This is a genomic window from Acidimicrobiales bacterium (assembly GCA_036491125.1).
Lineage (GTDB): Bacteria > Actinomycetota > Acidimicrobiia > Acidimicrobiales > AC-9 > AC-9.
In genome coordinates this window covers 14,215-36,741 of record DASXCO010000238.1, presented here as the reverse complement: position 1 = coordinate 36,741, position 22,527 = coordinate 14,215, and the positions used below count along the sequence as shown (strand labels likewise).

Annotated in this window: 20 protein-coding genes; 9 read left to right on the top strand and 11 right to left on the bottom strand. The window is 70.6% G+C overall.

Annotation, left to right across the window (positions count from 1 at the left end; translation table 11 throughout):
- Window positions 1–5 precede the first annotated feature (5 nt).
- From fabI to VGF64_18315, 3 genes are all read left to right on the top strand, one after another.
- Entirely contained in the window at window positions 6–773 is a 768-nt protein-coding gene (fabI, locus tag VGF64_18325) for an enoyl-ACP reductase FabI (GenBank protein ID HEY1636717.1), read from the top strand.
- A 92-nt stretch (window positions 774–865) separates the two neighbouring features.
- Entirely contained in the window at window positions 866–1,561 is a 696-nt protein-coding gene (locus tag VGF64_18320) for a lysophospholipid acyltransferase family protein (protein ID HEY1636716.1), read from the top strand.
- Window positions 1,554–3,113, top strand: a complete 1,560-nt coding sequence (locus tag VGF64_18315) for an acyl-CoA carboxylase subunit beta (GenBank protein HEY1636715.1) — start codon at window positions 1,554–1,556, stop codon at window positions 3,111–3,113. Before VGF64_18320 ends, VGF64_18315 begins: the two co-directional genes overlap by 8 nt.
- Before the next feature lie 96 nt (window positions 3,114–3,209).
- Here VGF64_18315 and VGF64_18310 read toward each other — a convergent pair whose 3' ends face one another.
- The gene (locus VGF64_18310; protein HEY1636714.1) at window positions 3,210–4,130 is read right to left on the bottom strand and encodes a hypothetical protein; all 921 of its coding nucleotides are present in this window, start codon (window positions 4,128–4,130) and stop codon (window positions 3,210–3,212) included.
- Between the two features lie 69 nt (window positions 4,131–4,199).
- Between VGF64_18310 and VGF64_18305 the strand changes: the two genes are divergently transcribed.
- Window positions 4,200–4,412, top strand: coding sequence for a DUF2277 domain-containing protein (locus tag VGF64_18305; protein ID HEY1636713.1), 213 nt, complete (start codon window positions 4,200–4,202; stop codon window positions 4,410–4,412).
- Between the two features lie 24 nt (window positions 4,413–4,436).
- Here the strand turns inward: VGF64_18305 and VGF64_18300 are convergent, their stop codons facing one another.
- From VGF64_18300 to VGF64_18280, 5 genes are all read right to left on the bottom strand, one after another.
- Window positions 4,437–5,429, bottom strand: a complete 993-nt coding sequence (locus VGF64_18300; protein HEY1636712.1) for a YhjD/YihY/BrkB family envelope integrity protein — start codon at window positions 5,427–5,429, stop codon at window positions 4,437–4,439.
- Window positions 5,430–5,484: 55 nt separating this feature from the next.
- Window positions 5,485–6,288, bottom strand: a complete 804-nt coding sequence (locus tag VGF64_18295) for a 5'/3'-nucleotidase SurE (GenBank protein HEY1636711.1) — start codon at window positions 6,286–6,288, stop codon at window positions 5,485–5,487.
- A 253-nt stretch (window positions 6,289–6,541) separates the two neighbouring features.
- The gene (locus VGF64_18290; protein ID HEY1636710.1) at window positions 6,542–8,659 is read right to left on the bottom strand and encodes a glycosyltransferase family 39 protein; all 2,118 of its coding nucleotides are present in this window, start codon (window positions 8,657–8,659) and stop codon (window positions 6,542–6,544) included.
- A complete protein-coding gene (locus tag VGF64_18285) occupies window positions 8,656–9,912 on the bottom strand; it encodes a glycosyltransferase (protein ID HEY1636709.1) in 1,257 nt (418 codons plus the stop codon). The genes VGF64_18290 and VGF64_18285 overlap by 4 nt, the downstream gene beginning before the upstream one ends.
- A gap of 85 nt (window positions 9,913–9,997) precedes the next feature.
- Entirely contained in the window at window positions 9,998–11,602 is a 1,605-nt protein-coding gene (locus tag VGF64_18280) for a DHA2 family efflux MFS transporter permease subunit (protein HEY1636708.1), read from the bottom strand.
- Window positions 11,603–11,664: 62 nt separating this feature from the next.
- Between VGF64_18280 and VGF64_18275 the strand changes: the two genes are divergently transcribed.
- The 3 genes from VGF64_18275 to VGF64_18265 all read left to right on the top strand — a co-directional run bounded on the left by VGF64_18275 (window position 11,665) and on the right by VGF64_18265 (window position 13,921).
- Entirely contained in the window at window positions 11,665–12,303 is a 639-nt protein-coding gene (locus tag VGF64_18275; protein ID HEY1636707.1) for a winged helix-turn-helix transcriptional regulator, read from the top strand.
- Window positions 12,304–12,368: 65 nt separating this feature from the next.
- The gene (locus tag VGF64_18270) at window positions 12,369–12,785 is read left to right on the top strand and encodes a PaaI family thioesterase (protein ID HEY1636706.1); all 417 of its coding nucleotides are present in this window, start codon (window positions 12,369–12,371) and stop codon (window positions 12,783–12,785) included.
- A complete protein-coding gene (locus tag VGF64_18265; GenBank protein ID HEY1636705.1) occupies window positions 12,782–13,921 on the top strand; it encodes an alpha/beta fold hydrolase in 1,140 nt (379 codons plus the stop codon). Before VGF64_18270 ends, VGF64_18265 begins: the two co-directional genes overlap by 4 nt.
- Window positions 13,922–13,936: 15 nt before the next feature.
- On the opposite strand, the gene VGF64_18260 is transcribed toward VGF64_18265, so the two are convergent.
- The 5 genes from VGF64_18260 to VGF64_18240 are packed head-to-tail and all read right to left on the bottom strand — an operon-like array spanning window position 13,937 to window position 18,529.
- Window positions 13,937–14,434, bottom strand: a complete 498-nt coding sequence (locus VGF64_18260) for a VOC family protein (protein HEY1636704.1) — start codon at window positions 14,432–14,434, stop codon at window positions 13,937–13,939.
- 54 nt (window positions 14,435–14,488) lie between these two features.
- Window positions 14,489–16,558, bottom strand: a complete 2,070-nt coding sequence (locus tag VGF64_18255) for an ATP-dependent helicase (GenBank protein HEY1636703.1) — start codon at window positions 16,556–16,558, stop codon at window positions 14,489–14,491.
- Between the two features lie 51 nt (window positions 16,559–16,609).
- Window positions 16,610–17,413: an adenylate/guanylate cyclase domain-containing protein gene (locus VGF64_18250; GenBank protein HEY1636702.1), complete on the bottom strand. Its 804-nt coding sequence runs from the start codon at window positions 17,411–17,413 to the stop codon at window positions 16,610–16,612.
- A gap of 25 nt (window positions 17,414–17,438) precedes the next feature.
- On the bottom strand, window positions 17,439–17,813 hold the full coding sequence (locus VGF64_18245; protein HEY1636701.1) for a hypothetical protein: 375 nt from the start codon (window positions 17,811–17,813) through the stop codon (window positions 17,439–17,441).
- A gap of 59 nt (window positions 17,814–17,872) precedes the next feature.
- On the bottom strand, window positions 17,873–18,529 hold the full coding sequence (locus tag VGF64_18240) for a helix-turn-helix domain-containing protein (GenBank protein ID HEY1636700.1): 657 nt from the start codon (window positions 18,527–18,529) through the stop codon (window positions 17,873–17,875).
- 111 nt (window positions 18,530–18,640) lie between these two features.
- On the opposite strand from VGF64_18240, the gene VGF64_18235 reads away from it, so the two are divergent.
- On the top strand, window positions 18,641–20,272 hold the full coding sequence (locus VGF64_18235; protein HEY1636699.1) for an MFS transporter: 1,632 nt from the start codon (window positions 18,641–18,643) through the stop codon (window positions 20,270–20,272).
- Between the two features lie 34 nt (window positions 20,273–20,306).
- Window positions 20,307–22,514, top strand: coding sequence for an MMPL family transporter (locus tag VGF64_18230; protein ID HEY1636698.1), 2,208 nt, complete (start codon window positions 20,307–20,309; stop codon window positions 22,512–22,514).
- Window positions 22,515–22,527 lie beyond the last annotated feature (13 nt).

Below are 22,527 nucleotides of genomic sequence, written 5' to 3'. Positions count from 1 at the left end.
CAGCGATGCTGCTTGCCGACAAGAAGGTCCTCGTCACCGGGGTGCTCAGCGAGGCGTCGATCGCCACCTCGGTCGCCCGCGTGGCGCAGGAACAGGGGGCGGACGTGGTGCTCACCTCGTTCGGCCGGGCCCTGAGCCTGACGCAGCGGGTCGCCCAGCGCCTGCCGCGGCCGGCCGATGTCATGGAGCTCGACGTCACGAGACCCGATCACCTGGCCGAGCTGACCGCGGGTCTCGAGCGCCGGTGGGGTCGCGTCGACGGCGTCCTGCACGCCGTCGGGTACGCCCCTCCGGTCTGTCTGAGCGGGGACTTCCTGGCCGCGGGGTGGGACGACGTGGGAACGGCGCTGCACGTCTCCGCCTACTCGCTGAAATCACTGGCCGAGGCCACCCTGCCGCTCATGAAGGAGACGGGCGGGGCCATCGTCGGGCTGGACTTCGACGCCCGCCAGGCGTGGCCGTCGTACGACTGGATGGGCGTGGCCAAGGCCGCCCTCGAGTCCACCACGAGGTACCTGGCCCGCGACCTCGGGCGCTATCGGATCCGGGTCAACCTGGTTGCCGCGGGACCAGTGCGCACGGTGGCCGCACGGGGCGTACCCGGCTTCGCCGAGCTGGCGGACGCCTGGTCGTCCCGGTCGCCGCTGACCTGGCGGCCAGAGGACGCTCTTCCTGTGAGCCGGGCGTGCGTGGCGTTGCTGTCCGACTGGTTCCCGGCCACCACGGGGGAGATCGTCCACGTGGACGGCGGCTTCCACGCCGTGGGGGCGTGAGGGTCGTGGCGCAGTCCGCACCGTCCGCACCGTCCGCACCGACGGCACCGTCTGCGTCGTCAGCGACGTCCAGAGCGGACGAGGGCCTGCCCATGGTCGACGGGCCGCGCCCGCCGGACACCTACGTCGTGTACCGGCTGACCAAGCCGCTGGTCAGCGCGGCGCTCCGCCGCTGCTACCGGGTCGACGTGAAGGGGCTGGGTCACGTGCCCGAGCGCGGGCCGATGGTGCTGGCCGCCAACCACCGGTCGTTCATGGACTCCATCTTCCTGGACCTGGTGACCCCTCGACCGATCACGTTCATCGCCAAGGCCGAGTACTGGGACAGCTGGCGAACGGCGTGGATCTTCCGGGCGACGGGCCAGATCCCTCTCCGCCGGGGCAGCGCCCGCGGCGCCCGCGAGGCCATCGTCAGCGCCGGCCGGATCCTGTCCGGTCACGGCGTCATCGGCATCTACCCCGAAGGAACGCGGTCCCGCGACGGAGACCTGCACCCTGGGAACACCGGCGCGGCGCGCCTGGCCCTCGCCTCCGGCGCGCCCATCGTGCCCGTCGGCCTCATCGGCACCGAGGCCGTCCAGGCCCCCGACGAACCGCTTCCCCACCTGTTCAAACCGGTGACCGTGCGCTTCGGCGCCCCCCATCGCCTGCCGCCACCGTCACGGTCCCGCCGGCGCAAGGCCGAGCTCCGGGCCGCCACCGACCGGCTGATGCACGCCATCGCCAAGCTGTCGGGCCAGGAGTACCTGGCCGACGCGCCGCCCGAGCACGAGAGCGCCGATGTCTGAGCCGGCCATGGCCGGGCGGCTCGACGAGCTCGTTCGGCGCCGGCAGGAGGCGCTGCACGCCGGCTCGGAGAAGGCGGTCGAGCGTCAGCGGGCGAAGGGCAAGATGACGGCTCGGGAACGGCTCGACTATCTGCTCGACACGGGGTCCTTCCACGAGCTGGGCATGCTGGCCCGGCACCGGAGCGAGGATCCGGGGATGGAGGGCGACCGGCCCTACACCGACGGGGTCGTGACCGGCTTCGGCGCCATCGACGGCCGCAGGGTGTGTGTGTTCTCGCAGGACTTCACGCTCTTCGGCGGCACCCTCGGTGAGGTCACGGCCGAGAAGATCCACGCCCTGATGGACCTGGCCGCCTCGACCAGAGTGCCGCTGATCGGGATCAACGACGGCGGCGGGGCCCGCATCCAGGAGGGCGTGGTGTCACTCGACGGCTACGCCAAGATCTTCCGGCGCAATGTGGCGGCGTCGGGGGGGATCCCGCAGATCAGCGTCATCATGGGGCCGTGCGCGGGCGGCGCCGTGTACTCACCGGCGATGACGGATTTCGTCTTCATGGTCCGTGAGACCGCCCACATGTTCATCACCGGTCCCGACGTGGTGAAGACGGTGACGGGTGAGGACCTGACGCTGGAGGAGCTCGGCGGCGCCACCACTCACAGCACCAAGTCGGGGGTGGCGACGTTCGTCTCCGCCGACGAGAAGGCCTGCCTCGACGGCGTCCGCGGCCTGCTCGGGTACCTCCCGGCCAACAGCCGGGAGCTTGCGCCCATCGTCGACAGCGGAGACGACCCTCGGCGCAAGACGCCACAGCTCTCGGCGCTGATGCCGTCTCGGTCGGACCATCCCTACGACATGAGGCAGGTCCTGGCGGCGGTGGTCGACGACGGCGAGCTCCTCGAATGCCACCAGGACTGGGCGACCAACCTCGTGTGCGCGTTCGCTCGCATCGGCGGCCGGGTCGTGGGCGTGGTCGCCAACCAGCCCCAGGTGCTGGCGGGCATCCTCGACATCGACGGGGCCGAGAAGGGCGCCCGCTTCGTGCGCACCTGCGACAGCTTCAACATCCCCGTCGTCACCTTCGTCGACGTGCCCGGCTTCATGCCGGGGAGCGACCAGGAGCACGGAGGCATCATTCGCCACGCGGCCAAGCTCCTGTACGCCTACTGCGAGGCGAGCGTCCCGTGCGTCCAGATGATCACCCGCAAGGCGTACGGCGGCGCCGGCGTGGTCATGGGCTCGAAGGCGCTCGGCGCTGATCTCGCCTACGCCTGGCCCTCGGCCGAGCTGGCCGTGATGGACCCGCAGGGGGCCGTCGACTTTCTCTACCGCCGGGAGCTGGCCCAGGGGCCCGATCCCGCCGGGCGCCGGGCGGCTCTCGTGGCGGAGTACCGCGACCGCCACCTCAATCCCTATCTGGCGGCCGAGCGCGGCTATGTCGACGACGTCATCGACCCCACCGACACCCGGGCCGTGCTCACCGGCGCCCTCGAGCTGCTGGCGACCAAGGTCGAGGAGCCGCCGACCCGCAAGCACGGCAACGTCCCGCTCTGAGCGGGCCGCCGGGGCCGCAGGGTCGTAGCGCGCGGCGGCGGGCGACGTTGCCGCCAGAACGGTTGCAGGGCGCGGCGCCGGTCGTTCTCGTCGCGTCTAGGGGTCGTCCGGGTCGCGGACGACGCGCAGACCGGTCTGCTCGAGGCGTCCGAGGCGGGCCCGCGCCCGGTTGGCCTGACGCCGGGCATCTTCGGTGGCCTTGCGAGCAGCCTTGCGGTCCGTCTGGGTCTGCGCGGCCTGGGCCGTCGCCGTGCTCAGCTGATCGTGGGCACTGGCAAGATCCTCCTCCAATGCTCGGACCCGCCGCTCGGCGTCGGCCTGTCGACCTTGGGCCTCCTCGGCGGCCCGTTCGGCCACCGAGAGACTGTGATCCGCCCGCTCGACATCGGCATCGGCGTCCTCCAGGGCCTCGCGCGCCGCGGTGATCTTCTCGTCCTCGGCAGTCGGACGGTGCTCGGCCTCGGCGGGCCCTGGCCCCGACCCGACGATCGCCGGCGACGGGCGGACGCCGATCTCCGGCGCCGCCATGGCGCCGCTCAGATCGACCGGGCCCATGCCGGCGTGGCTGAGCGAGCGCAGCAGCCGGCCCGAGCGAACGGCATCCGCGGCGCCCTCGTCGGTCAGGGCGGCGTCGAGCGTGCTCTCCACCTCTCGCTGGACGGCCTGGCTCACCGACTGGCCCCGCTCCTCGGCGAGACGGCGCGCCTCCTGACCGAGGGCGCCGAGTACCTGGTGACGCTGACGGCCGAGCCGGCGCAGCTCGTCGCCGGCCAGGTTCGCCTGCGCCTCGCGGAAGGACAGACCGAAGCCCAACAGCCGCTCGATCTCGCGGGGGCGCTGGCGGACGAGGATGTTGACCACCCACGCGGCCGCCGAGGGTCGCTTCAACCCCTTGACCTGGTCGGCGACAGCCCGGTCACCGGCGCCGCGGGCCTCCCGAGCCCGTCCGTCCCGGGTGGCGACGAACTCGGCGGCGTCGAGGCCGTACAGCTCCTCGACCACGTCCTCGAAGGCCATCCCCCGAGTCTTGCCCACAGGAGTGCGGCGCGGCGTTTGAAGAGTCAGGTTCTGTGCAAGGCTCTCCGCATGTGCCGAAGCATCGTCACGCTGAGAGGCCCCACGGACGCGAGCGACGAGGAGGTCAGGGCGGCTGCGCTCCAGTTCGTTCGCAAGGTCTCCGGTTACCGCCAGCCCTCGCAAGCAAACAAGGACGCGTTCGAGGGCGCCGTCGACGAGATCTCCGAGTCGGTGCGTCGCCTCCTCACCGACATCTCCTCCACCGGCAGGCGCTCCGCCTGAGCTCAGGCGAGTCTCTGTCGGCGCTCACTCATCGCCTCTGGTGGGACGGCGGGATGGCTCGGCGAACCGGACCTGGACGTCCTGGTCCGCGAAGCGCTCCTCTTCCTTGGCCAGGGCGACCAGCACCTCCTTGTCGGCGACGGTCAACGGCGGCTGCACCAGGCCCCGCGGCCACCAGCGCCGAGCGAGCACGACGTTGAGCTCGGCGCAGTAGAGAGTGACCTGGGCGCCGAGGTAGATCCAGAAGATCAGCCCCAGGATGACAGCGAAGAACCCGTAGACCGGCGTCGCGTCCCGGATGTAGCGACCGACGAGGTAGCCGCCCACGGTCTGGAGCACCGTCCAGGCCACCCCGCCGATGACCGATCCCGGTACGAGCTGCCGGAGCCTGACCCCGCCCGGGGTGAGGACCCGGAAGGCCGCCAGGTAGGTTGCCGAGTTGACGACGCCCGCGACGACACCGCCGCCCACGCGCCACACGAGGCTGAGCCCGTGACTGGGGTAGCTCGCCAGCCATGCGAGCCCGGTGCTGACGACCAGGAAGCCAGCCAGCAGCACGATGAACAGCCCGCTGCGAACCAGACGGGCCCAGAAGCCCGGTCGGCGCACGCCCCGGATGTTCCAGACCTCGGCCATGGCGTACTGGCCGCTCTGACTCACGCCGACCGAGCTCCACACGAGCCAGAGCAACCCGACGGCGAGGCCGGGCGCCGAGTTTCGCTCCAAGGCGTGGACGTTCGAGCGGAGCTGGTCGCCGATCACCGGGAATTGCTTCAACGCCGAGTTGAGGATGTGCGCTTCGACGCTCGGGTCGCTCCCCGCCACCAGGCCGAGCACGGTCACGAGGATCAGGAGCAGCGGGAAGAGCGAGAGAAGGGCGTAGTACACCAGGAGGGCGGCGAGCGACGACGCCTTGTCGTCGCCGAACTTCTTGACCACCCCGTAGAGGAAAGCGATCGGCCGGTGCCGCTGCTGGAAGCCGTCCACCGCCCTGGCGAGCCGCTCGACCCGTGACATCCTGGTCGTAGGTTAGGCCCCGCGGTCGCGGGGAACCGGAGCGACGACGCGACCCCTAGGACAAGACGCTTTGGAAGGTCTGCTGGATGGTGTCCTCGATCTGGGCCGGCAGGGGACCGAGCATCGTGTCGTGGTGACCGCGGATGCCTTGGAGCTCGGTGACGGCCACGTAGCCGGCCGACACCAGAGCGCTGTCAGTGCCGGGCAACGGCGGCATCCCCGGCGATGTCATCTCGATCTGCAGGTGTCCGCCTGCGGCAGGAACGAAGCCAGCCTGGGTGATCCCGCCGCTGGCGACTGTGCCGATCCGTACGCCGCGCAGCCAGCGCAGGGCGAGGTTCGGCACGTTCACGTTGAGCACGATGGGCCGATCAATGGCCCCCACCGCGCCCAGCCACTCGACGATCGACGCTGACACGGCCGCCGCCGTGCGCCACGAGGGGTCGGGCCCGTGGGCGAGGCTCAGGGCGACGGCCGGGAAGCCCTGGTTGGCAGCCGTGAGCGCAGCCCCGACCGTGCCCGAGTGCAGGATGGCCGCCCCGGTGTTGGCGCCGGCATTGATCCCCGAGACAACCAGTGTGGGCGGGATCCCGAAGCCTCCCTGGCACGCGGCGAGCACGGCCAGCGCCGGCGGGCCGTCGATTGCGTAGGCGGGCACGTGGGCGAGATCGCCCACGATCACCTCTTTGCACGACACCCGACCCGTCAGATGGATCGGGCCGATCGCCGCGCCGTAGCCGCTGCAGTCGTGCATGGGGGCTGCCACCACCACATCGTGGCCATGCTCGTCGAGGGCCGTGGCGAGCTCCTCCAGGCCGCGAGCGTTGATGCCGTCGTCGTTGGTCACCAGCACTCGCACGTTGAGCGTTCCTCTCCCTCGTCTCGCTCGGCCTGAGGCCGATGTCGACCATAAGAGGTCGAGGTGGCGCCAGATCGACCAGGAGATGGCCGACGGCCCACGCGCCGGCGAAACCTCGGTGACGACCCGGAGGCGGGCGAGCCCGACCGTGCAGGAACGCGACAGGTCGAGGAGGAGCTCCGCACGGTGATCGGTTGCGAGAGAACCAAGGACGGAGGGTCCACCGACCGCAAGGATGCTGAGGATCTCGCGGTCATCCGACGTGGTACAAGGTCCCGCTGCTGCTCCCGCCGTAGTCGGAGGAGGGGACAACCGTGCCGTGGGATGTCACCCACTGGTCGATGGCGGAACGGTTGGCGTTGCCTGCCTGGTTGCCGCCGGGCGCGCCGCCGCCGGCCCCCGGGCCCCCGCCCCCGAGCAGGATGTAGTGCACCTGGCCCGACGACACCAGGGCCTGTAGCTGGGCCAGCGTCGGAGCCGGATCGGAGCCGTTGAAGCCGCCCATGGTGATGACGGGTTGGCCCGTGGCCAGGATGATCGGGGCTGACGCCTGCGACCCGCTGACGGCGACGAGGTACTTGGCCGAGCCCTGGTGGGATCGGAGGTACGAGATCAGCGCGGTGCTGACCGTGCCCCGACCGATGCCGGCACCCGTCCGCCCGGCTGAGCCGGCTCCGGGCCCGGCCGCACCAGCCGCACCAGACGCCCCCGGCAATTGCGGTCGGGTGCCACCAGTGAAGCCGCTGCCGCCGGGCGGCCCAGCGAAGCCACCGCCGCGAGGGCCGGGGAACCCGCCGGCGCCGGGCGGGACGCCCGCGCCAGGACCGCCGCCCGGGCCACCGGCGACCACAGCGGGGCCCGCCGAGGCGAGCGCTCCCGTCGGCGGGTTACCGACAGTGGTGAGCGAGTAGGCGGCCGGGCCGGCCAGGAGGCTGGCGGTGGCGACGACGCCGGCGCCGGCGACGACCAGCCGACGGCGTGTGTGACCAAGCGCGGCGATCCCGAGCACGACCGCCGAGCCGATGCCGCCGACGAGCAGAAGGGGAGGAAGCCACGTGTCGTAACCGGGCGTCCGCCCCAACAGGACGGCGGCCCATGCCGCGGTGGCGATCACGGCCACGGGCAGGACCCACGCCAGCCAGCGTGTCTGACGCCCGGCCCGCCACATGGCGAGCGCGCCGGCGCCGGCGGCGGCAGCGATGGGCGGTGCCAGTGCGACGGTGTAGTAGGGGTGCCAGATCCCCTTGGCCTCGGAGAAGACGGCCATCTCGACCACCGTCCAGCCCCCGAAGAGAATCCAGCCGGCGCGGGCCAGGTCCGTGCGGCGGGCGCGCCTGGTGAGCCACAGTCCCGCCACCAGACCGGCGAGGGCGAAGGGGATGAGCCAGGAGATCTGGCCGCCCACGATGTCGTTGAACATGCGCAGCCAGCCCGGCGAGCCACCGAAGCTGCCGCCACCGCCCCCTCCGCCTCCGGGCCCCGAGCCCCCGGAGCCGAAGACCCGGGAGAAGCCGTTGTAGCCGAAGATGAGGTTCAGCTCGGAGTTGTCGGTGCTTCCCCCCACATAGGGCCGCGACCCGGCGGGCCAGAGCTGGACGACGGCCACCCACCAGCCCGACGACACCACGAGGGCGAGACCCGCCCAGAGAAGCTGCACGACCCGACGCTTGAGCGGGGTGTCGGCGCAGATCAGGTACACCAACCCGAAGGCAGGCAGGACGATGAAGGCCTCGAGCATCTTGGTGATGAAGGCCAAGCCGATCAACGATCCGCAGAGCACGAGCCACCGGGTCCTGCCCGACTCGAGCGCAGCCCACAGGGCGGCCGCCGACGCGACCAGCAGGAAGGTGAGGAACGCGTCAGGGTCGTTGACGCGGAACATCAGGGTCGCCACCGGGGTCAGGGCCAGGGCCAGGGCGGCCAGGACGGCTGCCAGCTCCCCCGCCCACTTCCGCACCGTCCGGTGCAGCAGGTACACCGAGCCGATCCCGGCAAGCGCCTCGGGTAGGAGCATGCTCCACGAGCTGAACCCGAAGATGCGTCCGGACAGCTCCATGACCCAGAGCGACGCCGGCGGCTTGTCCACCGTGATGAACGATCCCGGGTCGATCGACCCGAAGAGGAAGGCCTTCCAGCTTTCCGTGCCGGACTTGACGGCAGCGGCGTAGAACGTGTTGCCCATGCCATTGCTCGACAGGTCCCACGTGTACAGCCCGGCGGCCACGAGGAGGATGGCACCCAGGGCGGGGAGGGCCCAGGCCGGCCGCCCCGGGCGTCTCCACCAGGCCTGGCGTTCGGGCGGCGTCGGCGACGACGAGTCCGCGTACGGCGCGTGGTCGGGCTGGCTGACGATGACGGTCGGCGTGCTCATGACCCGGCGCTCCCGGCGCTTCCGCTCCCCGCAGGCGAGGGTTCGTGGCCCGGCTGGCCTCCCGGTCCGGCGCGACCGCCGAAGACCCACGCCCGCAAGAGCACGAACCGGATGAAGGCGACGAGTCCGTTGGCGAGCAGCAGGGCCACGCCCTCGGCGGCGGCCGACGTGGCCCCGGCGCCGAGGGCCACGGCCAGCGCGAAGGTGGTCGCCGCGAGGCTGGCGGCCAGAACGGCCAGCCCGCCGACGATCTGGTCCTGGCGACTGAAGGGAGCGCGTCCCGCGAACGTGAGCCGCCAGTTGGCGGCGGTGTTCGGCACCGAGCAGACGACGAGGGCCAAGGCGTTGGCAGCGAAGGCGCCGAGCGCGGGCCGCAGCGCCAGCCACAGCAGCAACCAGGCGACGGTGCTGAGGGCGCCGATGCGGGCGAAGCTCGCCACCTCGTCGCCCGGGTAGGAGCGCCGAAGTCCGGCGACACTGCTCCCGGCGACCCCTCTCCCCGAGGCGAAGCCGCGGACGAGGCGCCCGATGCCCCTGAGGTCGGCGGCTGCCGTCTGGGCGATGTCGACGCGCGACTCGGTGCGGTCGACCCAGTCGACAGCGACCTCGTGGATGCGGAGGCCGTTGCGCTCGGCCAGGACGAGGAGCTCGGTGTCGAAGAACCACTCGTCGTCCTCGACCAGCGGCAGCAGCGCTCTGGCCGCGTCCGTCCGCGCTGCCTTGAAACCACACTGGGCGTCGCTGAAATGGCTCCGCAACGCCGTCCTGACGATCAGGTTGTAGCCGCGGGAGATGATCTCCCGCTTGGGCCCTCTGACCACGCGCGCCCCCGGTGCCAGGCGCGTCCCGATGGCCATGTCCGAGTGTCCGGAGATGAGCGGGGCGACCAGCGGAAGCAGCGCGTCCAGATCCGTGGCGAGATCCACGTCCATGTAGGCCACCACGCGCGCCGGGCTGGCGCCCCACACGGCTCGAAGCGCTCGGCCCCGCCCCTTGCGATCCAGACGGATGGCTCGCACGCCCTCGAGCTCGTCGGCAAGCCGCTGGGCGATGGACCAGGTGGCGTCCGTGCTGGCGTTGTCGGCAATGGTGACAACAGTCGTGACGGGAAAGCGTGTGTCGAGGTAGTCGCGCAGGCCCCGAACGCTGCGTTCGAGATCCCGCTCCTCGTTGTGGACCGGGACGGCGATCTCGAGTGTCGTGGTCCTGTCTCGCGCCGCGGACTCCTCTTGCACATCCTGAGCTGTGGACATCGCGACACCATCAAGGACCTACCTGGGCATCACCTGAGGCCCGCGTGGGCGTCTACTCACAGTTTCTCTCCCGGCGGGCTGTCCGCTACGAAGCCGGGCGACGCTGACCGACGATCTCTCGAGAACCGGTTGTCGCAGCCTCGAGGTGGCGCTCCACATCGGACAGCGGCGTCCCCTCCTCGATGTCGGCGCGAGGCCGGGACGGCAGCCACGTCGCCGCCACGATGGCGCCGACGAAGGCGACACCAGAGGCGACCAGTGCGCCGCCGCTGAAGCTGTGCAGGAAGGCGAGCACCCCGGCGTCGTTGAGCTGGTGCGCCGCCCCGGTGAGGCCGGCCTGGCCGACCCGGTGGGCCGCCTCGACGGCCCCACCGATCGATCCCTGGGCCGCAGATACCGCCTGGGCCGGCAGCCCCCGCGGCAGGCTGGACGTCAGGCGGGAGGTGTAGAGCGAGGCGGCGACGCTGCCGATCACCGCAACCCCCAAGGTCGCTCCGAGCAGACGGGTGGCGTCGTTGACGGCCGAACCGACCCCGGCCTTCTCCTTGGAGACAGCGCCCATGATGGCCTCGGTCGCCGGGGCGCTGGTCAGTCCCATCCCCGTGCCGAGGACGAGCATCTGCACGGCGATCACGCCGTAACCGGTGGTCTGTGACGCAGTCGAGATCCACAGCAGGGCACCACCGAACAGCAGCATGCCGATCGTGACGATGGCCTTGTTGCCCACCCGTACGGCGAGCTTCGTTCCCACCACCGAGGACGCGCCGACCGACAGCGCCACCGGTAGCAAGCGGACGCCCGTGCCGAAGGGGCTGAAGTCCTTCACGAACTGGAAGTACTGCGTGACGAGGAAGATGAATCCCTGGAGTGCGAAGAAGGCGATGGCCACGGAGCCGCTGGCCGCGGTGAACCGGAGATTGCGAAAGAGCCGGACGTCCAGCATCGGGTGGAGGATCCGCCCCTCCGTGGCCGCGAAGGCGGCCAGCAGGAGCACGCCGACGAGGAAGCCGGCGATGGTGCGCGCCGAGCCCCATCCCCAGTTGGGCGCCTCGATCACCGAGAACACGAGGACGCCCATCCCGACGGCGGAGAGGACGAGCCCTCGGATGTCCACCGGCGGCGTGCTCGGATCGCGCGACGGTGGCACGGACGCCGCGACCAGGGCAGCGACGACCGCCGTGACCGGGACGAGGAAGAGGAACACGCTCCCCCACCAGAACTGCTCGAGGAGCCAGCCGCCGACGATCGGGCCCATGGCGATGCCGACGCCGACGGTCGCTCCCCACAGGCCTATCGCCTTGGCCCGCTCGCGCCGCTCGGTGAAGACGTTCGAGATCAGCGAGAGTGTCGCCGGGAAGATGAGGGCGGCGCCGAGACCCATCACCGCCCGGGCGGCGATGAGCTCGGTGGTCGAACTCCCGAAGGCGCCGGCCAGGCTGGCCAAGCCGAACAATCCCAGGCCGGCCAGGAGCATCCCCTTGCGCCCCAAGCGGTCGCTCAGGCTCCCGGCGGCGAGCACCAGGGCAGCGAAGACGAGGTTGTAGGCGTCGACCACCCACTGCAGATCGGTGGTCGAGGCCCCGAGCTGGCGCACCAGGCTGGGCAGGGCCACGTTCACGATGGTCGTGTCCAGGTTGATGATGAAGGTGGCCAGCAGGAGAGCCAGGAGCACAACGCCTCGACGGGTCATGAGACAAAAAAGTAAACAACTAACTGCTGAAAGTCAACTGCAGGCGCGATACAGTGACAGGCGTGCGGTCGTACCAACAGTTCTGCGCCCTGGCCCGAGCACTGGACGTGATCGGGGACCGCTGGACGCTGCTGATCGTCCGCGAGCTCCTCCTCCGGCCGTGCCGCTACACCGACCTCAGGGACGGGCTTCCTGGTATCGCCACCAACCTGCTGGCCGAGCGCCTCCGCCACCTCGAGGCGGCGGGCATCGTCCGGCGGGAGGAACCGTCGCCGCCGGTCGCCACCACCGTCTACCGGCTCACGGAGCGGGGCGAGCAGCTGCGCCCCGTGATCCACCAGCTCCTGCGGTGGGGAGCGCCGTTCATGACCGAGCCGGCCGGCGCGGACGAGTTCCGCACCCGCTGGCTCGTCGAGCCCATCGAGGCCATGCTCAACCGACGCGAGACGAAGGCGTCCGATGTCGTCATCCTGCTCGACACCGGTGACGAACCGCTCGTGATCGAGACCAGCGACGGCCGAGTTCACGCCCGCACCGGACCGACGGACGACGCTGATGTCGTCCTCCACGGACCGCCCGATGCGATCCTGGGCGTGGTGATGGGGTTCCTCGACCCCACCAGTCAGCGGGGGCGGCAGGTCACGATCGAGGGTGACCCGACCGCGCTCGCCCGCTTGCGGACCGAGCACTCGCCGGGTTGAACCGGAGAAGGCGGGCCGGCTAGAACACGTGTCATCCGATCGCGCCCGCAACGGTGGTCAGCGGCATGACCAGTGCCGATGAGCTTCCGATCGATTCCCTCCAACGGATCATGCCGTTCGCCAGCACGCTGGGGATCGAGACCGTTGTCAACACCCCGAGCGAGGTCCGGGCCCGACTGGGCTGGTCGGAGTCGCTGTGCACGAGCGGAGGCGTCCTCCACGGCGGCGTGATCATGGCCCTCGCCGACAGCACGGGCGGGGCCTGCGCGTTCCTCAACCTGCCCGAGGGCGCCAGCGGCACGACCACTATCCAATCGACGACGAACTTCCTGCGAGCCGTGCGCGGCGGACACATCGAGGCCGCGTCCCACCCGTTGCACGCCGGCCGCACCGTGATCGTCGTCGAGACCGACGTCACGGATGCCGACGGCAAGCGGGTCGCCCGCGTGACCCAGTCCCAGGCCGTCCTGCGTTCCCCGTGAGCACCCCGATCACGCCGTTCCGGATCGAGGTACCCGACGAGGCGCTGGCAGACCTGCGAGACCGGCTGCGGCGGACGCGGTGGCCCGAGCCGGAGACGGTCGACGACTGGTCGCAGGGCATTCCCCTCACCTACTTGCAGGAGCTGTGTCGCTACTGGACCGACGAGTACGACTGGCGGCGATCGGAAGCCCGCCTGAATGCCCTTCCGCAGTACCGCACCACCATCGACGGGCTCGGGATCCACTTCATCCACGTACGTTCGCCCCAGGAGAAGGCCCTGCCGCTGATCATCACCCACGGCTGGCCCGGGTCGATCGTGGAGTTCCTCAAGGTGATCGGCCCGCTCGCCGACCCCGCCGCCCACGGTGGTGATCCGGCCGACGCGTTCCATGTGGTGTGCCCGTCACTGCCGGGCTACGGCTTCAGCGACAAGCCCCTCCGTCACGGGTGGGATGTGGACCACATCGCCCGAGCCTGGGCCGAGCTGATGGACCGGCTCGGTTACCACCGCTACGGCGCCCAAGGCGGCGACTGGGGAGCCACCGTGACCACCAGCATCGGCCAGCAGGACGTCGACCATCTGGCCGGCATCCACCTCAACATGCCGGTGGCCGTGCCCGACCCTGCCACGATGGGCGAGCTGAGCGAGGCCGAGCAGGCTGCGCTCGCCGCCTTGACTCGCTACGACAAGTGGGACAGCGGCTATTCGAAGCAACAGTCCACCAGGCCACAGACGCTCGGCTACGGGCTCGTCGACTCGCCCGTCGGGCAGTGCGCCTGGATCGTCGAGAAGTTCTGGTCGTGGACCGACTGTGACGGCGATCCGCTGAACCTGCTGACCAGGGACGAGCTGCTCGACAACGTCATGCTCTACTGGCTTCCGGCCGCGGGCGCGTCGTCGGCCCGCCTCTACTGGGAGAGCTTTCGTCAGTTCAACAGGGAGCCCGTCGGCGCGCCCGCGGGATGCTCCGTCTTCCCGAAAGAGATCATCCGCACGTCACGCCGCTGGGCCGAACAACGCTTCTCCGATCTCCGGTACTGGAACGAGCTCGACCGAGGCGGCCACTTCGCCGCCTTCGAGCAGCCGGACGCATTCGTGAACGAGGTGCGCGCCTTCTTCCGCCTCGTCCGCTAGCGCTCGCGCAGGCGCTCAGCCGTCGCCCATCATCTCGGCGGCGCGCTTGGCCATCTCGTCGGGCGGCACGTCCTCGACGTGGGTGCCGACGTTCCACCGGTGCCCGAAGGGATCCTCGAACTGGCCGGTACGGTCACCGTAGAACTGGTTCTCCACGGGGCGCAGGCTCGTGGCGCCCGCCTTGATCGCCCTGTCGAAGACGCTGTCGACGTCCTCGACGTAGATGGTGATCGTCACCGGGCTGCCGCCGAGGGTCTTCGGGCTGCTGGCCCCCATGTCCGGGAACTCGTCGGCGAGCATGATGACCGCATCGCCGAGCTGCAGCTCGGCGTGCCCGATCCTGCCGTCCGGGCCGGGCATCCGCATGCGCTCGGTGGTGCCCAGCACCTTGCCGTAGAAGTCGATCGCGGCCGACGCCCCGTCGACGCTCAGGTAGGGCATGACCTGCGGGTACCCGTCAGGGATCGGCTTCACCTTCGCCATGGTGGCCTCCTGTCGCTGTGTCTCGAACATACGTTTGGTATGCTACTCCTCTCGCCAGCCGTCGACAACCGGCAGGATCACCGCTCACGACCACAGCTCGGCGAGCAGCCGGTCGACGGCCGCCACGCCGGCAGCGGGACTCGAGACGACGTCGCTCGCGGGCACGTCGCCCGACGGTGGCACGGCAGCATCGGCGTCCATCAGCGCCTGTACGGCGGGGCTGAGGAAGCGGCTCACGGGCGCGAAGTCGTGGCGGTCGTCGAGCCGGTGACGATGGCGGTGGAACCGAAGGGGCACGTTCACCTCCAGCGCGTTGCGCGCCCGGGTGACGGCGACGTAGAACAGCCGTCGTTCCTCGGCCAGGGCGTCCTCGTCACCGGTCGCGAGGTCCGATGGGAACATGCCGTCGGCAGCGTGGATCACGTGCACGACGTCCCACTCGCCACCCTTGGCCGAGTGCACGGTGGACAGCACGAGCCAGTCGTCGTCGAGTGATGGCGGGCCGGCCAGGTCCCCCGTGACGACGGGCGGGTCCAGGGTCAGCTCGGAGACGAACGCGCCGCGGCTCGATGCCGCCGCGGCCTGCTCGGCCAGCCGCTCGAGGTCCCCGCAGCGGGCGGCGGGAGCGTCGTAACGGCGCAGGACCACCGGCGCAAGCCACTGTCGGAGCCGGTCGATCTGCGCCCCTACCGGCGGCGCCGCGTCCACCGCCGGGGCGGCGCCGCTGCACTCGGCGAGCGCGACCCGCAGCCCGGCCAGGTCCTCGCGGGCCGGCCCCGGAACGGTCGGCGCGCCGGCCAGCAGCCGCGTGAGCGGTGACGTCGCGGCCGGGTCGGCGGGCGCCTCCGACCGGCGCACCCCCAACTGCCCGAGCACCCGTCCCGCAGTGGCCGGACCGACTCCTTCGAGCAGTCGCAGGACGCGGAACCAGGCCATCTCGTCCCATGGGTTGTCGAGCAGCCGGAGCAGGGCCAGCAGGTCCTTCACGTGCGCAGCCTCGACGAACCGCAACCCCCCGTACTTGACGTAAGGGATCCGACGCCGGCCGAGGGCCACTTCGAGCGTCGTGGAGTGGTGACCCGCTCGGAACAGCACTACCTGCGACCGCAGCGCGACCCCATCCTCGCGGTGCGACAGCACGGAGGTACACACCGCATCGGCCTGGGTCGCCTCGTCGGCGCATGTCCGCAGCAGGGGTCGCCGCCGGCCGGGCCGCTCGGACCACAGGGCCTTGACGGACCCGCCCGGCTCGTCGGCCATCACCTGGTTCGCCACGGCCAGGATCGGTGTGGTGGAGCGGTAGTTGTGCTCGAGCCTCACGACCGCGGCGTCGGCGTACCGGCGGGGAAGGTCGAGGATGGCCGCGGTCGAGGCGGCCCGAAAGCCATAGATGGCCTGGGCGTCGTCGCCCACCGCGGTCATCCCGCAGCCTCGAGGTCGGAGCAGCTCGACCAGATCCGCCTGCAGCGCGTTGACGTCCTGGTACTCGTCGACCAACACATGGTCGAAGAGTCCGGACAGCACGCCGCGACCGACCTCCGAACCTCCGAGAGCCCGGACCAGCAGAAGCAGGTCGTCGAAGTCGCACAGCTGCTGGGCCCGCTTGCGGGTGGTGTAGGCGGCGAAGACGGCCCGCATGGCATCGAGGTCCCGGCTGCACCACGGAAAGGATCTCGACACGACCTCCGACAGGCGCACCTGGGCGTTGGCCACGCGGCTCAGGATGGCGGCCAGCGTCTCCTTGCGGGGAAAGCGGGCGCCGTCCCGCCCGCACGCGTCCGACTCGCTCCTCACGAGGCCGATCAGCTCGATGCTGTCGGCGCCGTCGAGCACGCTGAAGCTCGGGTCCAGCCCGATCAGCCGCCCGTGATGGCGGAGGAGCCGTTGGGCGACGGAGTGGAAGGTGCCGCCCACAACTCTTGCGGCGAGCGCCGGGTCGACCATGTATCCGGCCCGGGTGCGCATCTCCGCCGCCGCTCGTCGGGAGAAGGTGAGCAGGCAGACCCGCTCGGGCTCGGCTCCCCGCTCCAGCAGATGGGCCAGGCGGGCAGCCAGCGTCGCCGTCTTGCCCGTTCCCGCGCCGGCCAGCACGAGGAGCGGCCGGTCGTCGTGCTGTACGGCCTCACGCTGCTCGGTATTGAGCTCCCAGGTCACGAACGTATGTTCGCACGCTCGCGACGCCCGGTCCAGCGCGTCCGGTCGGCGTCAGGCCCCCGCCAGCGAGATCTCGCAGAGCCCGATGCGGTCCGACACCCCCTTCAGCTTGTGGGTGCGAGCCCTTCCGAAGTGGACTCCGGGCACCCCCTTCACGGTGTCGCGCACGTCGGTGGTCGCCAGCGCCTGACCGCCTCTGGCGACCTCGGTGACCCGCGCGGCCACGTTCACGGCGTGGCCGACGAGATCGGCGCGGCTCACCACCGCCTCTCCGACGTGCACACCGGCCCGGAGTCGCAGGGGGGTCGTGCAGGTGCCCAGCAGCTCGAGGGCTGCGAGCACGCCGGGCTTGGGCTCGGCGAAGGACAGCAGGAACCCGTCGCCGAGCTGCTTGACCACCCGGCCGTGCCAGCTGCGGACGATCGGTCCGACGACGCGACGATGATCCTGGACCAGGGTCGAGGCGGCGGTGTCGCCATGCTCGTCGGTGTAGGAGGTGAAACCCTCGAGGTCGGTGAAGACGATGGTCACGGACTGGCTCGCGCCGTCCTCCTTGCCCTCCGTCGAGGAGAGGAGCTGCACGGCGCTGAGGCCCAGCGCCGCCAATCGCGACGGCCGCTGCTCCACCGAGCGCTCCAGGAATCGCTCCAGGACGCCGGTCGGCGTGCCCGAGCTGATGGGGTGGGCCGCCGGGTCGTCCAGCCACTGACGGTCGACGAGACCCACCTCGAGCGCCGTGGCCGCCGTGTCCGGGTCGCTCCGGATCAGTTCGGCCGCCCTGCGGGACATAGCCCTGCGCAATGCCTGGACCGTCGTAGCCGCGGTGGCCCGGGCGGCGCGGGTCGGCTTGGCCATCGCCGCAGCCTACGGCTCGGGGCGGTCAGCCTTGACCGTGGCGGTGACGGCGCCTGCGAGCGAACACGCGAGCCAGCATCAGGACGAGGAAGCCCACGTCGCTGAAGCTCACCAGCGGTCGCCAGCGGGCCTCGCCGTCCTTGACCACGTACACGCCGATCGGCCACGACACGAGCCCGAAGCCGCCGCCGTTGTTGGTTCGGCGAAAGGGCCCGCGCTTGGTGGGCTGATCGCCCGCAGCTGACGTTCCGGGCTCGGTCTCGTCGGTGCCGCCACCCCCTCCGCCGAACACGAGCGCAACCGGGATGATCAGACAGCCGTCCCGCTCGAACGCCGGGCCGAACGATCGACCGCCGGAGATCGACTCGTCGATCCTGCGCAGCACCTCAGTCGCAGTCATCAGACCTCACCTTCCGCTCGGACACGAGCTCGCGCCACACACAGCGCAGAGGCTACGACTCAGTCGCGCTCGCAAGGGCGGTGCTTGCGCATCAACCGGTGGAGCTCGTCGAAGTCGAGTGCACGACCCGGCAGGGGCGAGGCGTGGGCGGGGGACAGCCCGTCCAGCACGATCGTGAGGTAGCGCTGGCGGAGGGTGGGCCCCAGGTCGCCGGCCAGCTCCACGGCGTGGGCAATGCCCGACATCAGCATGGCCATGTCCGAGGGACCGATGTCCGACCGGATCGCCCCCGCCGCCTGGGCGCGGGTGACGAGCTCGGTCACGGTCTGGCGGAGCGACTCCTTGATCCGCTCGAGCACCGCCGGCGGGTCGAACTCCGCCGCCATCTCTTCGGCGAGCGCCCGGTTGCGGGCCTGCTGATCGGCCATGGCGGAGGCGTACCGGCGCAGCGCGGTGCCCGGATCCGGATCGCTGGCGACCGCCTGTATATCGCGCAGCATGGACTCGCCCCGTAGGGTGATGACGGCCTCGAGCAGCGCGTGCTTGGTCGGGAAATGGCGGTAGACGGTGCCCACCCCGACACCGGCCCGCTCGGCGACGTCGTCCATCTGCGCCTTGAGCCCGATCTCGCCGAAGAGGGCTTCAGCGGCTTCGAGCACCCGCTCCCGGTTGCGGCGGGCATCGGAGCGCATCCGACCCGCTGTTACATCTGTCACGCCCAAATCCCTTGACAACCGGAACCAAGCCTCCGTATCTTGCGAAACGGAACCACGTCTCCGATTGTAGCGACAAGCGCAGAGCGACAGGGGCAACCAGGGAGTGCACACGTGACGGACCGAACCACCAACGGGCCCGCTCCCCTGGGCGTGCTGGACGGCGGGGCGGTGAGCTCCCCGAGGGTGCGTCGGGGCTACGGCCATCCGTGGCTCACCCTCGTGGCGGTCTCCTTCGGCCTCATGATGGTCGGCCTCGACAACACGATCGTGTCCGTCGCCAACCCGACCATCGGCCGTCATTTCGGGGCCAGCCTGGGCGGCCTCCAGTGGGTGACCAACGCCTACCTCCTCGCCGTGGCCACCGGGCTGATCACAGGCGGCAAGCTGGGCGACCGCTTCGGACGCAAGCGCATCTTCCTGATCGGCACCACCGGCTTCGCCCTCGCCTCCCTGGCCTGCGGCCTGTCCGGGTCGCTCACCCAGCTCGTCGCCTTCCGGGTCATCCAGGGCCTCTTCGGGGCCATGCTGCTGCCCCAGACCCTGGCCATCCTGCGGGCGACGTTCCCCGTCGAGCGCCTGGCCCAGGCGGTCGGTTTCTGGGCCGGTGCCTCCTCGGTGGCCATCGCCTCGGGCCCGATCATCGGCGGCCTCCTGGTCGAGCACGTCTCGTGGCAGGCGATCTTCTTCGTGAACCTGCCCGTCGCCGCCCTCTCGGTGACCGTGGGCTCGTGGGTGATCAAGGACTCGAAGGACCTGAGCTCGGGTCGGGGTTTCGACTTCCCCGGTGTGCTGCTGCTGTCCGGAGGGCTCTTCAGCTTGATCTGGGGTTTCATCCAGGCCGAGACGCACGGCTGGGGGAGCACGGCGGTGCTGCCGTTCCTGGTGGCGGCGGTAGTGCTGCTCGCCGGCTTCGTCGTCCGCCAACGGGTGGCCACGTCACCGCTCATCCCGTTGAGCCTGTTCAGCTCGCCCCGCTTCTCCGCCGGCATCGGTCTCGTCGTCGCCGTGGCCTTCTGTCTGTTCGGCGTGCTCTTCTACATCACTCTCTACCTGCAGCGGATCCACGGCTACTCCCCCGTCGGAGCCGGGTTGAGGATGCTCGCGCTGACGGCCGTCATCGGCGTGAGCGCGCCCGTCGGCGGCACGATCGTCGGCCGGATCGGGCCGCGTCTTCCCCTCACCGCCGGCTTCATCCTGATCGCCAGCGGCCTGGCCGGCCTCTCCCAGCTCGGCCCGACCTCCTCCTATCTGGGCATCTGGCCCTGGTTCCTGCTCATGGGCCTCGCCGTCGGGATGGTCCAGACCGGGGCCTCCCAGGCCATCGTCGGGAGTGCTCCGAGAGACCGGGCCGGCATCGCCTCTGGCGTCCAGACCACCGCTCTCCAGGTCGGGGCGGTCCTCGGGACCTCGATCCTGGGCACGATCATGGCCAGCCGGGTCGCTTCGGTGCTCACCGGCAAGCTGGTGTCCGCCGGGGTGCCGACCGCCACGGCCCACCAGCTGGCCTCGACGTCCCACGCCGTGGCCCAGGGCATCGTGCCCACGACAGCGAGCAACCCGGCGGTCGCCCAGGCGATCACCCACGCCTCGTTGGCCTCGTTCACAAGCGGGCTGGAGACGGCCTTCCTGGTGGGGTCGGGCGTCGCGTTGGTTGCCGCGCTCGTCGCCTTCGTCTTCTTCCGCACCCCGGCCCAGTCGCCGTTGGCCGTGGCGAGCATGCCCGAGCCGGCAGCGGCCGCCTGACCCCGTGGCAATCGTCGCAACAGGAGACTGACGCGTGCATTCCATCGCCACCTGGTGCTTCCGCCATCGGCGGATCGTCCTGGCCGCCTGGCTGCTGGCCCTCGTCGCCCTCTTCGGGATCTCGAGCGCCGCGGGCAGCGCCTACTCGAACTCTTTCACGCTTCCCCACACCGACTCGACCAGGGCCGTCGACCTGCTCAAGGCGGCGTCGCCCCAGCAGTCGGGCGACACCGAGCAGATCGTCGTCGCCACCAGGGGCGGGTCGACGGTCGACAACCCCGCTGTGCGGTCGAAGGTGGACGCCATGCTGGCCCGGGTGTCGACGCTGCCGCACGTGACGACCGTCGTCTCCCCGTACAGCCCTCCCGGGGCGAACCAAGTGAGCGCCAACCGCACGGTCGCCTTCGCCTCCGTCACCTTCGACGAGCTGTCGCAGAACGTCTCGAACGAAGAGGCCACGACGCTGGTCAACGTGGCCAAGTCGGCCGACGCCAGCCACGTCCAGGTCGCCGTCGCCGGTCAGGTGGCCGAGAAGGCCAACCGCCCAGGGCTGGGGGGCAGCGGCTTCGGCATCCTCGCCGCCGCCATCGTTCTCTTCCTGGTATTCGGCTCGCTCCTCGCCATGCTCCTCCCCTTGGTCTCCACCCTTGTGTCCCTGGGGACCGCCATCTCGCTGATCGGGCTGCTGAGCCATGCGCTCAAGATGCCGGAGTTCTCGTCCCAGCTCGTCCTGCTCATAGGCCTCGGGGTGGGCGTCGACTACGCGCTGTTCATCGTCACGCGCCACCGCCAGGGCCTCATGGCCGGACGTGACGTCGAATCGTCGCTCACGACGGCTCTCCGCACGTCCGGACGCGCCGTCCTGTTCGCCGGCATCATCGTGTGCATCGCCCTGCTGGGCATGTTCGCCCTGGGCATCAGCTTCCTCAACGGTCTCGCCGTGGCGGCCGCCATCGGGGTGCTCTTCACGATGGCCGCCTCGCTCACGCTGTTGCCCGCGCTGCTCGGGTTCATGGGGCCACGCGTGCTGTCGCGCCGCCAGCGCGCCGAGCTGACCAGCGACCGACGGGTGGACGACGGCGACCGGAGCGCGTGGACCCGCTGGGCCGCCCGCCTCCAGCGGGCCCCGCTCGTGCCGGCGGTGCTGGCGACAGCGGTGATCGTGGTCCTCGCCCTGCCGTTCTTCTCACTGCGACTTGGTTCATCCGATCAGGGCAACGACCCCACGACGACCACGACCCGTCAGGCCTATGACATGCTGGCCACGGGCTTCGGACCAGGCTTCAACGGCCCGCTCCAGCTGACCACGGTGGTGCACGACCCGAGCCAGTCGGCCGCCCTCCAGCGCGTAGTGACCGCAGTGGGCGGTCAGCCCGGCGTGGTCCGCGTCAGCCCACCACGGCTCGTGCCCGCGCCCGGCGGCGGCCAGGTGGCTCTGGTCAACGCCTACCCCAGCTCTGCACCGCAGGACGCGGCCACGACCGACCTCATCACCCACCTTCGCAACCAGGTGATCCCTCCAGCCGTCGGAGGATCGCACCTCGTGGTGTATGTCGGAGGCAACACCGCCATCTTCTCCGACTTCAGCCACGTGCTGGGATCCAAGCTCCCCGTGTTCGTCGCCGTGATCGTGGGGCTGTCCTTCCTGCTGCTGGTCGTGGTGTTCCGCAGTCTGGTGATCCCGGTCACCGCGGCCGTCATGAACCTGCTGTCGGCGGGCGCCGCCTTCGGCATCGTCACGGCCGTCTTCCAGTGGGGCTGGGGGGGCTCGATCGTCGGAGTCAGCCGCAGCGGGCCGGTCGAAGCGTTCCTGCCGGTGATGCTGTTCTCGATCCTGTTCGGCCTGTCGACCGACTACGAGGTCTTCCTGGTCACGCGGATCCACGAGGAGTGGCTGCGAACGTCCGACAACGGCGAGGCTGTGCGCCGCGGTCTCGCCGCCACCGGAAGGACCATCACCGCAGCCGCCGCCATCATGGTGCTGGTCTTCGGATCGTTCATCCTCGGGGGCGAACGGGTCATCAAGGAGTTCGGCCTGGGCCTGGCCGCCGCCATCCTCGTCGACGCCGTGGTCATCCGCAGCGTGGCCATACCGGCGATCATGCTCCTGATCGGCCGGGCCAACTGGTGGTTCCCGTCCTGGCTCGACCGTCGCTTGCCGCGCATCTCGATGGCGCCCGAGCTCGAGCCGCAAGACGAGGTGGAGCGGAAATTGGTGGGAGCCGGCGCAGAGCGCCGATGACCACTCTCGTCAC